Source organism: Natronospira proteinivora, from assembly GCF_024170465.1.
GTDB classification, from domain to species: Bacteria; Pseudomonadota; Gammaproteobacteria; order Natronospirales; family Natronospiraceae; genus Natronospira; species Natronospira proteinivora.
In genome coordinates this window covers 52,893-66,789 of the sequence record NZ_JALJYF010000003.1, presented here as the reverse complement: position 1 = coordinate 66,789, position 13,897 = coordinate 52,893, and the positions used below count along the sequence as shown (strand labels likewise).

At 55.2% G+C, this 13,897-nt stretch carries 14 protein-coding genes; 1 reads left to right on the top strand and 13 read right to left on the bottom strand.

From position 1 onward, the window contains the following. Positions 1-24 precede the first annotated feature (24 nt). The 11 genes from J2T60_RS12760 to J2T60_RS12720 form a co-directional block, all read right to left on the bottom strand. Complete coding sequence (locus tag J2T60_RS12760) at positions 25-1,743, bottom strand: hypothetical protein (RefSeq protein WP_253451056.1); 1,719 nt, start codon at positions 1,741-1,743, stop codon at positions 25-27. A gap of 101 nt (positions 1,744-1,844) precedes the next feature. After that, positions 1,845-2,675 carry a hypothetical protein gene (locus J2T60_RS12755; protein WP_253451053.1) on the bottom strand — a complete coding sequence of 277 codons (831 nt, stop codon included), beginning with the start codon at positions 2,673-2,675 and terminating at the stop codon, positions 1,845-1,847. 77 nt (positions 2,676-2,752) lie between these two features. Beyond that, complete coding sequence (locus tag J2T60_RS12750) at positions 2,753-3,922, bottom strand: DUF2971 domain-containing protein (protein ID WP_253451050.1); 1,170 nt, start codon at positions 3,920-3,922, stop codon at positions 2,753-2,755. A gap of 119 nt (positions 3,923-4,041) precedes the next feature. Continuing rightward, positions 4,042-4,257, bottom strand: a complete 216-nt coding sequence (locus J2T60_RS12745) for a GDCCVxC domain-containing (seleno)protein (protein WP_084638734.1) — start codon at positions 4,255-4,257, stop codon at positions 4,042-4,044. Continuing rightward, positions 4,239-4,622 carry a MerC family mercury resistance protein gene (locus J2T60_RS13445; protein ID WP_103685823.1) on the bottom strand — a complete coding sequence of 128 codons (384 nt, stop codon included), beginning with the start codon at positions 4,620-4,622 and terminating at the stop codon, positions 4,239-4,241. Before J2T60_RS13445 ends, J2T60_RS12745 begins: the two co-directional genes overlap by 19 nt. Positions 4,623-4,681: 59 nt before the next feature. Beyond that, the gene (locus J2T60_RS12740; protein ID WP_035525842.1) at positions 4,682-5,077 is read right to left on the bottom strand and encodes a MerR family transcriptional regulator; all 396 of its coding nucleotides are present in this window, start codon (positions 5,075-5,077) and stop codon (positions 4,682-4,684) included. A gap of 98 nt (positions 5,078-5,175) precedes the next feature. Beyond that, positions 5,176-5,391 (bottom strand): GDCCVxC domain-containing (seleno)protein, encoded by a 216-nt coding sequence (locus tag J2T60_RS12735; RefSeq protein ID WP_253451047.1) that lies wholly within the window; start codon positions 5,389-5,391, stop codon positions 5,176-5,178. Then, positions 5,373-5,756, bottom strand: a complete 384-nt coding sequence (locus J2T60_RS13440) for a MerC family mercury resistance protein (RefSeq protein ID WP_366518319.1) — start codon at positions 5,754-5,756, stop codon at positions 5,373-5,375. Before J2T60_RS13440 ends, J2T60_RS12735 begins: the two co-directional genes overlap by 19 nt. A 59-nt stretch (positions 5,757-5,815) precedes the next feature. Beyond that, complete coding sequence (locus J2T60_RS12730; protein ID WP_253451044.1) at positions 5,816-6,211, bottom strand: MerR family transcriptional regulator; 396 nt, start codon at positions 6,209-6,211, stop codon at positions 5,816-5,818. Positions 6,212-6,308: 97 nt separating this feature from the next. Further along, complete coding sequence (locus J2T60_RS12725) at positions 6,309-6,767, bottom strand: PH domain-containing protein (protein ID WP_253451041.1); 459 nt, start codon at positions 6,765-6,767, stop codon at positions 6,309-6,311. A gap of 116 nt (positions 6,768-6,883) precedes the next feature. Then, positions 6,884-7,636, bottom strand: a complete 753-nt coding sequence (locus J2T60_RS12720) for an endonuclease/exonuclease/phosphatase family protein (protein WP_253451038.1) — start codon at positions 7,634-7,636, stop codon at positions 6,884-6,886. 471 nt (positions 7,637-8,107) lie between these two features. Here J2T60_RS12720 and lnt point away from each other — a divergent pair, with 471 nt between their 5' ends. Continuing rightward, positions 8,108-9,613, top strand: a complete 1,506-nt coding sequence (gene lnt, locus J2T60_RS12715) for an apolipoprotein N-acyltransferase (RefSeq protein ID WP_253451035.1) — start codon at positions 8,108-8,110, stop codon at positions 9,611-9,613. Positions 9,614-10,220: 607 nt separating this feature from the next. On the opposite strand, the gene J2T60_RS12710 is transcribed toward lnt, so the two are convergent. Further along, positions 10,221-11,150: an LPS-assembly lipoprotein LptE gene (locus tag J2T60_RS12710; RefSeq protein ID WP_253451033.1), complete on the bottom strand. Its 930-nt coding sequence runs from the start codon at positions 11,148-11,150 to the stop codon at positions 10,221-10,223. Positions 11,151-11,215: 65 nt separating this feature from the next. Continuing rightward, a complete protein-coding gene (gene leuS / locus J2T60_RS12705) occupies positions 11,216-13,804 on the bottom strand; it encodes a leucine--tRNA ligase (RefSeq protein WP_253451030.1) in 2,589 nt (862 codons plus the stop codon). Between the last annotated feature and the right edge of the window lie 93 nt (positions 13,805-13,897).

Here is a 13,897-nt window from a genome sequence, read left to right as displayed (position 1 = left end):
AATGCGTCCGCGTTGACGGCCTTGTTAGGCATCGCCCTCGAGTTCGTCGCTATTTGGCAGCAGAACATCACTCCACGCTATCTTTTCGTCACCTGATACTAGGACGTTTTCCGAATCACGAAGCCCATTGTGCTCTGGGTAGTTTTCTATTGCCATTTCAACAAGCTCTCTGGCTTTTCCAATATTTCCTTTTGCGCGATAACGCTCAGCCAGCTCTAAGCAAATACCTGCCTCCAGAACCCTAGGGGCCCGAAATCCACACTTGTTTTCTCTACTCTCAAAGTAACGGTTCACCGAGTTCTCATGAGCGTCCAAGTTCCATTCTGGAACCGATGAATATAGAAGATGAACGAAGAGGGCTTCGGGACTGGGAGCGGATAACTCAGCCTGATACCTGTCTTTGAATTCTTTAAATCCTGACATTCTTTTATCTTCTGGGAGAAGCCCATTGAACAAAACATATAGAGCGACAAAAGGCCTGCGCTCTGCCTCTTTTATACTGGGAACCAATTTTTCTGATTCCTCGAGGACAGGTGTAAGATCCGTAATTGTAGAATTTGATTCATTCAGAAGATGGGAGCCCAGTTGAGACAAAAAGCCTTCAAGCTTCATAGGCCCTGAATTTCTATTCAGTCCCTTAGTGTTGCCAACCCAGTATTGGGGCGCCAACGGGGCTTGCACTATACCAGCCCTCTCCAAACTGTAATCGTAAATTTGCTTGTCTGTTGTGGGCTGCCGATATATGAATTCCATGATCGCATGTCTAGCTACCCGGGAAAGGCCTTGCAGAGTAAGCCATGTCTTTCTATCAACTCTACAGGTCTCAGAGAACGATGCTCCATCAGTAAGAATCCTAGGAAGCTCTTGAAGTGTGTGTATGTATTGGGAACGAGCACGGTAGGCCTGCTTTAACGCCCTTTCCAGATCTTTTTTCGCAACAGGTCTCTCCGCGTCTATTGCTTCTTCCCTGAAGAAAGATGGAGCAAGATGATTCAATATAAATTCACGAAACCTGCGCGCCAGCGAAGTCTGCTCTGTCGCTAAAATTGCATTCCGCACACCTTCGGCAGTTTCGTCACTTGCTTGGGATAAAGCTCGATCTACGCGCGTTCGCCTCTTTGCGTCCACGTCTCCCCAAGTAGCTTCATGCCGATCAAAGTCTTGGGCAAGAGATTCAACAGCTGCAACCATTAATGTATATGCAAGCTCCAGGTCATCAGCAACCCTATGCATGCCGGTTACGTACGTTCTAATTGCTCGCATTACGCTTAAGAATGTTTTCCTTTCTAAGCCAATAAGCTGGTTTGTAAAATCGATCAAATATGCCTCTTCAGCTTGCTTGCAAGCTATTTCCTTATCAAAGACCCTTTTTACTAACAAATTTGGCGGATAAGGGGTAGACGGGCCACTCTGCCCGCCTATTAATCTATTTGTAAGCTCATGATCGGGCGTTGCGATGCAATTGAGAGCAAAAGACAATACAACGGAGAAATCGGATAGATATGGATCGATACCATGTGATACCAAAATCCCCGGACCATTTCCCTGAGACTCGACAAGCTCAGTAAACTCATACACCAAAGCAAGGGATTTTCGTAAATTAGATGTTGGAAGAAGAGACCCTGCGCTAGTTTCGATCTTTGCATCTCTGAAAAATTTTAGATTGGTGTAAATGACCCCCCGGAGGTGATTTTCATACCCCACGTCTCTTTGGAAGAGTTTTCCAGACGATATTTGTAGCAAAAGATCTCTCCCAACCTTTTTTGCCTAACGCCCGGCTCACGCGCCGGTTTGAAGCCGCGAAGGCGGCGAAAAATCGGTCGCCGTGCAGCCGATTGTTAGCTTCATAAACCACCGACGGATCGCTTAAACTCTTCTCGGTGCTTTTTGCGATCAGCCAACTCAGCCAGCAAGAACGCCAAGCACTGATCAATTAGCCTTGCCTGGTTGAGGCACTGCTCCTCCGAAAGGCTGTGGATTCCCTCGCTCAAGGCCCCATACAAGCGGCCAAGGGGATTCAATCCATCTGGTTTTAGATGAGCTGGAACGGCATCGTTCGCGATCTTTATTTTCTCAGCCATTGGGCAATTCGTACCCAGCTGTTCCAGTGCTGCGAGGGTTTCGGTTCCGGAAGATGACGCAGCTGCGTCTTCCCGAACCAATTCCAGCAATCTCCCTATATTGTCCTCAACCAATCGACGATAGTACGCAAACGCTCCGATTCCGTAGGCATTAGCTAGGCATGCAATTGCCTTCTCATAATTCGCAGCGTCATCCGCCATAAATCGTTGAACATGCCGATTCCTGGGAAGCCTAGGCCTGGGGTACTGGCCTGCCTTTTCAATATCTACGTGTTCATCAGTGACGAATTGGACGACGTAGTACCGTCTAGAGGCACGCCGACACGTCAAGCAGGTGAACTCGAAATATGACCTGCCAGTATCAAGCCGAGGGACTGCCATACCGGAACCCCCTCCCTTGGGCCGAATATCTCCAAATGGCCGGCGTTCTCCACAAACATCACAGTGATCATCAATCTGCTGAATGTGTAAGCTTGTTCGATTGACCGTAGGCAACCCATAGCGCCTCCGCGCATACAGCGGAGCAGATTCCAGGAAATCTTTGATCTCCTGATCGCTCAGTTCAGGCAATTCTTCCTTCGTTTGATCTGTCATCGGATTTCCAACATTTGAAGCTAACAGCAAGCTGAGGTGCGCAAGCTCGCGAGCGTCACCTCAAGCGTTTAGTTATATCAGTCAAGATCTTCTGCAAAGACCTTTCTCGCGCCCCTCGTTCCGTCGAACTCCAATCCGCATCCTTTCTGCCAATCGCTCAACCGTTGTTCAAACCCATTATTTTCAGGTTCGAGGCAATCACCTAGACCAAATATGTGAGTGGGTTTAACGACTATTTGCCGGCCCCGCGTAGATAGTTCAGCCTGCTGCACAAGGCAATCAAAAATTGTCCTTTTGTAGTCTCGACTCGCACTCAATTCATCTCTTCGTTCTGCTACGATCTCCAGAACTCGCGTCCTTGTTTCGTCGGACGCACGCGCACCCAGGATTACGCCCACTAATTGAGACGGCTCAAAACGGAACAACCTCTCTTGGCGTGAATATTCGACGCGTTCTCCGAAAAGCCACGACGCTGGGGAGCGTAGCGCGATACGAGATTCGCACTCATACGCCCACGAACGACTCTTGGTGAAATAGTGTTTTTGTTGCTCGGAAGCGAGATCGCGACGCTCTTGCTCTGAAAAGTCTACATTGGCGACGGACTCCGCAAACCGATAGAATGCATTTAAGTAGTTGGGCTCTTCTTCATAAGTGATATCACGGATCGGAAAACGTTTCGGAAGCCCCTGACTCATGTTCGGCGAGAAGCTTCTCGGCGTTTTTCTGGCGATAGATCGCTTCAAGGTCTCTTGGTACTGCCAAATCGACGACTGAATGCTCCGAAATACTAAGCAGAATCCTTCGTGACGCCCCGCGTAGTGGGACCAAAGAAGAGGTTCATCCGGAACTCTAGCGAATGAGACGAAATAATGTTCTTCTGGCTTGTAAGTCTCGTACGCCCGATAAATACACTCCGCCATTGCTATTTGAAAAATAGGATTGTCGATGCCAGCGCACGATCTAAGCATTTCGCGGTAGTCAAGTTCGGCTGCTTCATCAAATGTTAGCTCGCCGATGGAACACATCTGTTTTGCAAGAGCGTCAGCCACTGAAGGTTCCTGCGCTGAAAGGTCCCCGAGCGCCCACGTGAAAAGCCTGCGCCACCGATCGTAATCTACAGAGAATTTGTAGAATGCGGCGCCATCGAATGGGTCGTTACACTCTGCAGCGGATGAGAAGTACAGTTCGCTATACAGCAACTCCTTGAAGCTTAGCTCCGATGGCGGTCTGTATCGGTAGTAAAGCATCCCCACTTATCCTCATTCGGTGAACACGATATAACGCCTTGCATGAGGGGCGCAGTTGTAGCGGAGCCCGAAGGGCGTAGCGAAAAGTGCGTCCCACTCCATGCAATTGTTAGATGCCATTACTCGCAACACTTGCCTTCCTGTATTGGAGGGCATTTAATCGTACCAAAGCTACAAAAAACACAACAATCTCCCGCATTTGGTTTTAGGACCCTTTTGCAGGACTCGCAGTCATAGAAATATTGGCATGCGTCAGTTGGCATGGTTTCTGTTTTTTGATGACCACAGTGGGGGCATGTGATTTCCGATTGAAGCACTATGCCTGTGCTACGCATTGATTACACCTCCTAGCTTCCAAAGTGTTCCAAATGGCAGCAACCATCAGCCCAACCAGCGCAGAGTACAGTAGCCATCCCAGTAGCGAAATGTTGTAAACAACCACCAATGCACCAAAGCACACTACGGTTAAGGCTAATGGCCCGTACTTGCCATGTTTCCGAAATGACAGAAACGCGCCGAAAACTGCCAGCAGGCCGAATATTTGCACGATGTACGCAATGTGCTCGGAGTAAGGCAGTAAAGCAGATAAACCGACTGTGCTGGCAACGGAAGCAAGAAACGGAAGGCAGCAAGGAGCCGCAGCGGCTACCGCTGACACACTACTTCCGACACCACCAAAACTTAGAAGGGATTCTTTCATGGCATGAGACCTTGACTATTAAGACACGGTCAGTGTAAATCCCGTACCTAAGTACGGCGTCAATTCTTTTCTTCGATCAGGCTCTCTATGATGGGGCATCCCTCATAAGGCTTGCGATCTTTGCAACTGGCAACGGCTTGCTCCAAGACAGCTTCGATTTTGGCAAGATCATTCAATTTTTCACGCACCAGCAACAACTTCCGGTTAGCTACGCTCTCGACCTCCGCGCAATCGTATGCTGAAAGCTCAAGCAGGGAGGAAATTTCCGACAGCGTGAACCCAAGCGCTTGAGCGCGCTTGATGAAATACAGACGATCACGGTGAGACGTCGAGTAGTGCCGGTTCTCGCCGTATGGGCGCTCCGGAATATCCAGAAGCCCCCGCCGCTGATAGTAACGAACCGTCTCGACCGAAACTCCTGCACTTTTAGCAAGTTCACCTATTCTCATGATCATGGATGGCGTCTAACGTCTTGCATGAGGGGCGCAGTTGTAGCGGAGCCCAAAGGGCGTAGCGGAAAATGCGTCCCACTCCATGCAATTGTTAGATGCCATTACTCGCAACACTTACCTTCCTGTATTGGCGGGCATTTTATCGATCCAAAGCTACAAAAAACACAGCAATCTCCGGCATTTGGTTTTAGGACCCGTTTGCAGGATTCGCAGTCATAGAAATATTGGCATGCGTCAGTTGGCATAGTTTCTGTTTTTTGATAACCACAGTGTGGGCAAGTGATTTCCGATTGAAGAACTATGCCTGTGCTACGCATTGATTACACCTCTTGGTTTCCAAAGTGTTCCAAATGGCAGCAACTATCAGCCCAACCAGCGCAGAGTACAGCAGCCATCCCAGTAGGAAAATGTTGTAAACAACCACCAATGCACCAAAGCACACTACTGTTAAGGCTAATGGCCCGTACTTACCATTTTTCCGAAATGACAGGAACGCGCCGACAACTGCCAGCAAACCAAAAATTTGCACGATGTACGCAATGTACTCGGAGTAGGGTAGTAAAGCAGATAAACCGACTGTGCTCGCAACGGAAGCAAGAAACGGAAGGCAGCAAGGGGCCGCAGCGGCTACAGCTGACACACTGCTTCCAATACCGCCGAAGCTTAGGAGAGATTCTTTCATTACAAGCGACCTTTACAATTGAGACACGATCAGTATAAATCCCGTACCTACGTACGGTATCAACTCTTTTCTTCGATCAGACTCTCTATGATAGGGCACCCCTCATAAGGCTTGCGATCTTTGCAGCTAGCAACGGCTTGCTCCAAGACGGCTTCGATCTTGGCAAGATCAATTAATTTTTCGCGCACCAGCAGCAACTTCCGGTTAGCTATGCTTTCGACCCCCGCACAATCGGATGCTGAAAGTTCAAGCAGGGAGGCAATTTCCGATAGCGTGAACCCAAGCGCTTGAGCGCGCTTGATGAAATACAGACGATCACGGTGAGAGGGCGAGTAGTGCCGATTCTCTCCGTATGGGCGCTCTGGAATATCCAAAAGCCCTCGCCGCTGATAGTAACGAACCGTCTCGACCGAAACTCCCGCACTTTTAGCAAGTTCACCTATTCTCATCATCATGGGTGGCATCTAACGCCCCGGTTAACCGGCGCGGGCTTTGCCCGCGTCCGCGTTGAACCGGTTGTTAGACTTTTGGTGTGGGAATCTGCTTGGATACCTATTCATTTGAATCTTTTAATTGATCCATTGCGTTATCTATTTTGTCACGCCATTCTGCTGGCTCTTTAATCCCATGAAATTTAACCTCAGCCGTTGCCGATCCAGCTGAGTAAAATGACAGGTTACCTATCCCGAATAGCCTTTGGAATAAGCTCTGGTCTAGCTCAACACTTCGTAGGTCTTTTATCCGGACACTTTGCTGGTTTCTAGAAATTATCCCATAATGTCTGGAAACCCGGTTTCCATCAATTGAGAACTTCCAAGAGTACCGTTTAAAAGCGACGAACCCGAGAACAACAAGCGCTAATGCTAAGAATATACCGCCGCCGATCTCTGCTTCTCCTTCAGCTTCTGCGACTGTTCCGCCTAAAGCTGCAAGAAGTAAAAGAGCGGCTATCACGAATCCCGCCCAATAATTCCTCCAGGCAGGCCGAAGCTGTACGTTGATTTTTGGCATCATATATCTCCCTTTGTATTGGCTGTTGGAAACTTTGGCACTAAGTCTAACGCCCGGCTCACGCGCCGGTTTGGAGCCGCGAAGCGGCGGAAAATCGGTCGCTGTGCAGCCGATTGTTAACTGTTTATGCTCAGCGTCAACGGTACGTGGTCACTTATTGAAATCCACTCGTCGTGCTGACCGACCTGCAAACTACATTCTTCTGCAAAGTCTGACGAGGTGAAAACATAGTCGATGTGATAGGCCTTCTCGCGGTTCCGCTGCAAGAAAAATGTCGGGCTGGTCTCATTGCCCTGTTCTTCCTCGAAGACTCGATGATACTGGCTCTTGAAACCCATCTCGCTGAGCTCAGCAACTACGTCTGAGTGATTCCACCAGCGGTCCGGCTTATCCCAGCGCACATTGCTATTAAAATCGCCGAGAATGACTGTCTTTGGCCCGCTAAGATCGTCACGGTGAATCTGAAGGTACTTCCAGAATTGCCCCATGTAGCCAAATGCTTCTTCATTGCGCCCCTTCGTCCAGACGGCCAGCACGGTGAAATCTCTATTGATAGTGAAAGGGAGAAAAAGCCTGAGATCTTCCGTGCTCCAACTCAGTGTCTCACTTTTGCTGAAAAGCCCAGGGACGGAAAAGCTGCCACTCCAAGTTAACTTTTCGACTCGATGACCGTTTCGCGGAAAAATGCCGATGCCACGATTTTTTGACTCGCCCACCCACAGGTAAGAACCGGCCCACTCTCTATATGCGAGGGTCGATAGCGCAGGGTCTTCACACTCCTGAACCACCAAGACATCAGCTCGCAAGCTATCTGCTTCTGCAAGCTTTCGTCTGAGTGCTCCATTACAGTTCCAGGTTACAACTTTCATAGATAGAGACAGTTAACAGTGATTAGATCGCAGGCAAGGATATTGAATGAACTTGCCTGCAGTATATTGCGTCGGCCGGATTTCCCTGCCTATCATCATAACCACCTGACTTATCGGTCCTTTTAACTAATCGCCCACGTAATTGGCTGCGCATTCGCTTGACTGCAGTTCCCGTCACTTTCAATCATTCAGCCTCACCCGTCATATGTCACCTAAACGGCTCAAATAGACGCAGGTATTCAGCGGCTGGTGCATGGAATGCGCGCATAGGGAATGGACCGTGGTGACGGCTTGGGTGTGCTGGGAATTCAGGCTGTGGTTTGGCTGGGGCATGGGTCCGCCTGGTCCTTGGCTTTGGGTTCAGCGTAGTTCAAATCTGGCGGGGTTTCCATGCTTTGGGGGAGGGGTGTGCTTAATTGGGGGTCGGGGGCGTGCCATAATCGGGGTTTTGGCGGTGACGGGAGTGTTGTCTTGAGTCAGTTGCAGGAGTGGGTGCGTCGGCCCCGAAATGAGTCCTTGCTGAGTGTGGCGTCGGGGGTCTTGCTGGTGGGGGCCTTTGCGCCCTTTGGGCTGTGGCCGTTGGCGGTGGTGGCCCTGGCGGGGGCGTTCTGGCTGTGGTCCGGGCATGGGCCGCGGCGGGCCTTTTGGCTGGGCTGGTTGTTTGGCCTGGGCAGTTTCGGGGCGGGGACCTACTGGCTGTATGTGAGCCTGCATGTCTTTGGCAATGTGCCCCTGCCTTTGGCCATTGGCCTGATGGTGGCGCTGATCTGCTTTCTGTCCCTCTACCCGGCCCTGGTGGCGGCCATTGCGGGGCGGCTGGCGCCGGAGGCCGGCTGGCGGCGGGAGTTGTTGTTGCTGCCGGCCCTGTGGGCCTTTGCCGAGTGGTTCCGGGGCTGGTTCCTGACGGGCTTTCCCTGGTTGTCGGTGGGCTATTCCCAGGTGGACAGCCCCCTGGCCGGGCTGGCGCCGGTGATCGGGATTTACGGGCTGGGGTTTGTGCTGGCTCTGAGTGCGGGGCTGTTGCTGCAGTTTCTGGCCCTGCATCATCGGCGGCGGCTGCCGCCGGCGGCGGCCTTTCTGGCCCTGTGGCTGGCGGCGGCGGGCCTGGCCCAGGTGGAATGGACCGAGGCGGATGGCGAGCCCCAGCGGGCGGCGCTGCTGCAAGGGAGTATTCCCCAGGATCGCAAGTGGGATCCGGAGGAACGCCAGCCCACCATTGATCTGTACCGGGAGATGACCGAGGCCCACTGGGATCTGGCGGATGTGATCATCTGGCCGGAGGCGGCCTTGCCGGTGCTGTATCACCAGGTGCGGTTCCAGGTGCTGGATCCCCTGGCCGAGGAGGCGGCGGCCCATGACACGGAGTTGTTCATGGGCATGCTCACCCGAGAGGTGGAGGGGCATTTCTATAACACCATTCTCAAGCTGGATGCCGATGAGCATCATTTTTACCGCAAGAATCAGTTGGTGCCTTTCGGGGAGTTTTTCCCGGTGCCGGATTTCATTCGGAACTGGATGCGGATGATGAGTCTGCCCTATTCGGATTTTGAGCGGGGCGGTAAGGATCAGACGCCCTTGCAGTTGGGTGGGCGGCCCATTGCGGCTTCCATCTGTTATGAGGATGTCTTTCCCCGGGAGATTCGCCGGCCGCTGCCGGAGGCGTCTCTGCTGGTAAATGTGAGTAATGATGCCTGGTTCGGGGATACCATCGCGCCCCATCAGCATCTGGAGATTGCCCGCATGCGCAGTCTGGAGATGGGCCGGGAGATGCTGCGGTCGACCAATACGGGGGTTTCGGCGATTATCGGGCACCGGGGGGAGGTGCGTGAGCGGTTGCCGCAGTTTGAGACGGATGCGTTGGTGGGGGAATTTCAGCATCGTCGTGGGGCGACGCCGTTTGCTGTTATTGGGAATTGGGTGAATGTGCCGGTGTTTTTGGTTTTGATTGGGGTTGGGGGTTGGTTTCGGCGGCGGTAGAGGGGGGAAGGTTTAACACGGAGGTCACGGAGGGGACACGGAGGTCACGGAGATAATATCGTTTTGTGGGAGCGGCGTCCGCCGCGATTAATAGCGAGCTCGCTGGAAATCGCGGCGGACGCCGCTCCCACTGCCTTTAGCAGAGTGGGTGTCGCGGCAGGAATGCCGCTCCCACAGTTTTCAGTCCCGGATTGCATTTCTCCGTGGCCTCCGTGGATTCTCTGTGTTCTCTGTGTTCAAAACACTGAACCCTCTATGGCCCGTAGAGGCAATCGCGAATGAATTCGCTCCTACGGTGGGGTGGCGGACGCTGGGATCGGTAGTGAGTTTGGTGGGAATCGCGGCGGACGCCGCTCCCACTGCCTTTAGAGAGTGGGGTGTCGCGGCAGGAATGCCGCTCCCACAGCTTTGGGAAGGGATCACCTCTCAACCTATAGAGAGAGAATAATCGCGAATGAATTCGCTCCTACGGTGGTGGGTTGCTCCGTGGCCTACGTGGTTCTCCGTGATCTCCGTGTTCAAACAACTGAAGCCTCTATGGCCCGTAGAGGTAGTCGCGAATGAATTCGCTCCTACGGGGCGGCGGGCCGTTGCTAGAGACTCTGTGTCAGTCCAGCAAGCTGTCCAGGCGTTGGCGGAGGGTTTCGGTGATTTCCTGGCGGAGGGTCTCGCTGGTGGTGTGGGTTTGGCGGTCCACGTCTTCGGGGTCGGTGGGGTCTAGCAAGACTTCGCGGTCCAGCTCTAGCTGTTCGCGGGCGAGGCGGACTTCGCCTTCAGCGTCGAGGACTTCGAATTCCACTTCGTGATGGACCTGCAGGGTTTCGGGGCGGCCTTGTTCGTCCCGGGTGAGGACTTCGCTGCCGTAGTCGCTGCTGATCAGGCGCAGGACTACGGAGGCCTCGTCCTGTTCCCGGCTGGTGTCGATGGCCTCGTCCCGGTCGAAGTGGCGGTACAGGGCCTCGGCCAGGGGGCTGTCCGGGTCAAGGCTGTCGATGTGGATGACCTGGCTGTAGGTACGGGTTTCAGGCGGTGGCTGGTATTCGGCGGCCATGGCCTCGATGCGCAGGATCACGGACTGGACGATTTCCTCTTCCAGGGCTTGGCCCACGCGGGTGGCCTCCTGGCGGGTGCCTAGGGCGTCGGTGGGGTCGGCGCTGATGTCGCGGTGCAGGATCAAACGCTGGCGCTCGATCACCGGGCGGCCTTCGGCATCATTGACTTCGAATTCCACCCGGTAGCTCACCCGGATTTCTTCCGGGCGGCCGGCCAGGTTGACGGAGAGCACTTCCCGGCTGGAGCTGGCCCGGATCACCCGCACGATGGCGGTGGCCTCGTTTCGATTCCGGGTGACCCGGGAATCACCGCTGTCCAGGAGGCGGCGAAGCTCGCGGGCGAAGGCGCCGTGGGGGTCGCGGCTGTCGATGTAGATCACCGACATGACGTCCGGCAGTTGCGGGGCGCCGCGGAGCTGCCAGCCGCAGGCGGTGACCAGGGCGGCCAGTGTCAGCACCAGGATGTTAACCGCGACTTTTTTCACCTTGCCTGCTCCCTGGGTTTTTTCGCGGATGAATCCGCTCCTACGGTCGGGTCGAGAACCGGGGCTTAGACGACGATGTTGACCAGCTTGCCGGGGACCACGATCACCTTGCGTATTTCCTTGCCTTCCACATGGCGCTGGACGTTTTCATCGGCCAGGGCCATGTCTTCGATGGTTTGCTTGTCGGCGTCCGCCGGGACCTGGATGCGAGCCCGCAGTTTACCTTTGACCTGCACGGCGATTTCCAGCTCGTCTTTCTTGAGTGCGTCCGGGTCATGCTGGGGCCAGGCGGCATCCACGATGGCGCCCTCATGGCCCAGGGCTTCCCACAGCGCTTGCGTGATATGGGGGACGATGGGCGAGAGCACCAGCACGGAGGATTCCAGGGCTTCCCGGACCACGGCCCGGCCCTGATCGCTGTCGCCCTTGAAGCGGCCCACGGCGTTCATCAATTCCATCACCGCGGCGATGGCGGTGTTGAAGGTGTAGCGGTGACCGATGTCATGGTCGGCCTTGGCCAGCATTTCGTGGGTCTGGCGGCGCAGGGTTTTTTGATCGTTGTTGAGCGCGGCCACATCAAGGGCGGGGGCCGGGCCTTGGGCCACATGCTCCTGCACGGCCCGCCAGAAACGTTTCAAGAAGCGTTGCGCGCCTTCCACCCCGGCATCGGACCATTCCAGGGATTGCTCGGGCGGGGCGGCGAACATGGAGAACAGCCGGGCGGTATCGGCACCGTACTCTTCCACCATGGCCTGGGGGTCCACGCCGTTGTTCTTGGATTTGGACATCTTCTCCACGCCACCGATTTCCACCGGCTGACCGTCTTCCTTGAGTCGGGCTGTGACCACCCGGCCCTTGTCGTCCCGTTCCACGTCCACATCGGCCGGGTTGATCCACTGCTTGCGGCCGCCCTCGCCTTCCCGGTAATAGGTCTCGGCTACGACCATGCCCTGGGTGAGGAGATTGCGGAAGGGCTCGTCGCTGCTCACCAGGCCGATGTCACGCATGGCCTTGTGGAAGAAGCGGGCGTAGAGCAGATGCATCACCGCATGTTCCACCCCGCCGATGTACTGATCCACCGGCAGCCAGTAGTCGGCCCGATCGTCCAGCATGCGGTCGGCATCCGGGCAGGCGAAGCGGGCGTAGTACCAGGAGGACTCAAAGAAGGTATCGAAGGTGTCGGTTTCCCGCTCGGCCGGACCGCCGCACTGGGGGCAGCTGGTCTGGTAGAACTCGGGCATCTGTTTGATGGGCGAGCCGCTGCCGTCGAAGGTGACGTCCTCGGGCAGCACCACGGGCAGGTCTTTTTCCGGGACCGGCACGGCGCCGCAGTCCGGGCAGTTGATGACCGGAATGGGGGCACCCCAGTAGCGCTGGCGGGAGACGCCCCAGTCACGCAGGCGGTAATTGACCCGGCGCTGGCCGATGCCCTCGCCTTCCAGGCGCTGGGCGATCTTCTCGAAGGCCTCATCGGAACTGAGCCCGTCGTACTCGCCGGAGTTGACCACCTTGCCGGCGCCGCTGAAAGCGGCGTCCTGGATATCAATCTCGCTACCATCCAGGGGGGCGATCACCTGGCGGATGGGCAAGTCATATTTCTTGGCGAAGGCATGGTCGCGTTCGTCATGGCCGGGCACGGCCATGATGGCGCCGGTGCCATAGCCCATGAGCACGAAGTTGGCCACGAACACCGGGATCTCATCACCGGTGATGGGATGGAGGGCACGCACGCCCAGATCCATGCCCCGCTTTTCCATGGTTTCCATGGCGGCTTCGGAGACCTGGGCCTGGCCGCACTCCTGGATGAAGGCGGCCAGCTCGCCATTGTCCTTGGCGGCGGCCTGGGCCAGGGGATGCTCGGCGGCCACGGCCATGTAGGTCGCGCCCATGAGGGTGTCGGGGCGGGTGGTGAAAACAGTCAGCTGCTCGGCGCTGTCCTTGACCTTGAAACTCAGCTCCACCCCTTCGGAACGGCCGATCCAATTGCGCTGCATGGTGCGCACCGCTTCCGGCCAGCCATCGCCCAGGGTTTCGTCCAGTTCCTTGAGCAGTTCCTCGGCATAGGCGGTGGTGCGGATGAACCACTGGGGAATCTCGCGGCGCTCCACGGTGGCCCCGGAGCGCCAGCCCTTGCCGTCCACCACCTGCTCATTGGCCAGCACGGTCTGGTCCACCGGGTCCCAGTTGACCACGGCGTTTTTCTTGTAGACCAGGTCCTTTTCCAGCAGCTGGGTGAAGAACCACTGCTCCCAGCGGTAGTAGTCCGGGTCGCAGGTGGCGAATTCACGGGACCAGTCAAAGCCAAAGCCCAGGGATTTGAATTGCTCGCGCATGGCGCTGATGTTCTGGCGGGTCCAGGCGGCGGGTGCCACGCCCCGTTCCATGGCGGCGTTCTCGGCGGGCAGGCCGAAGGCGTCCCAGCCCATGGGCTGGAGCACGTTCTTGCCGCGCATGCGCTGGGAACGGCTGATCACATCACCGATGGTGTAGTTGCGCACATGGCCCATGTGCAGGCGGCCGCTGGGATAGGGGAACATGCAGAGACAGTAGAATTTCTCCCGCTGCGGGTCTTCGGTGACCTCAAAGGTCTTGTCGGCCTCCCAACGGGCCTGGACGCGGGCTTCAATCTCCTTGGGGGAATAGTCTCGGCTCATGGTCGGTCTTTTTTTGCAGTCGGTTTCGGGGCCAATAAGGGAAAGATCGGGCATTTTAACAGGCCGCCACAGAGATTACTCCCAATTGTGCCG

Excerpts from the sequence above, each read along its gene's own strand:
- J2T60_RS12745 (WP_084638734.1), bottom strand. The coding sequence starts at position 4,257 with ATGCGTAGCACAGGCATAGTGCTTCAATCGGAAATCACATGCCCCCAC.
- J2T60_RS12755 (WP_253451053.1), bottom strand. The coding sequence starts at position 2,675 with ATGACAGATCAAACGAAGGAAGAATTGCCTGAACTGAGCGATCAGGAG.
- J2T60_RS13440 (WP_366518319.1), bottom strand. The coding sequence starts at position 5,756 with ATGAAAGAATCTCTCCTAAGCTTCGGCGGTATTGGAAGCAGTGTGTCA.
- leuS (WP_253451030.1), bottom strand. The coding sequence starts at position 13,804 with ATGAGCCGAGACTATTCCCCCAAGGAGATTGAAGCCCGCGTCCAGGCC.
- J2T60_RS12750 (WP_253451050.1), bottom strand. The coding sequence starts at position 3,922 with ATGCTTTACTACCGATACAGACCGCCATCGGAGCTAAGCTTCAAGGAG.
- J2T60_RS12720 (WP_253451038.1), bottom strand. The coding sequence starts at position 7,636 with ATGAAAGTTGTAACCTGGAACTGTAATGGAGCACTCAGACGAAAGCTT.
- J2T60_RS13445 (WP_103685823.1), bottom strand. The coding sequence starts at position 4,622 with ATGAAAGAATCCCTTCTAAGTTTTGGTGGTGTCGGAAGTAGTGTGTCA.
- J2T60_RS12725 (WP_253451041.1), bottom strand. The coding sequence starts at position 6,767 with ATGCCAAAAATCAACGTACAGCTTCGGCCTGCCTGGAGGAATTATTGG.
- J2T60_RS12740 (WP_035525842.1), bottom strand. The coding sequence starts at position 5,077 with ATGATCATGAGAATAGGTGAACTTGCTAAAAGTGCAGGAGTTTCGGTC.
- J2T60_RS12730 (WP_253451044.1), bottom strand. The coding sequence starts at position 6,211 with ATGATGATGAGAATAGGTGAACTTGCTAAAAGTGCGGGAGTTTCGGTC.
- J2T60_RS12735 (WP_253451047.1), bottom strand. The coding sequence starts at position 5,391 with ATGCGTAGCACAGGCATAGTTCTTCAATCGGAAATCACTTGCCCACAC.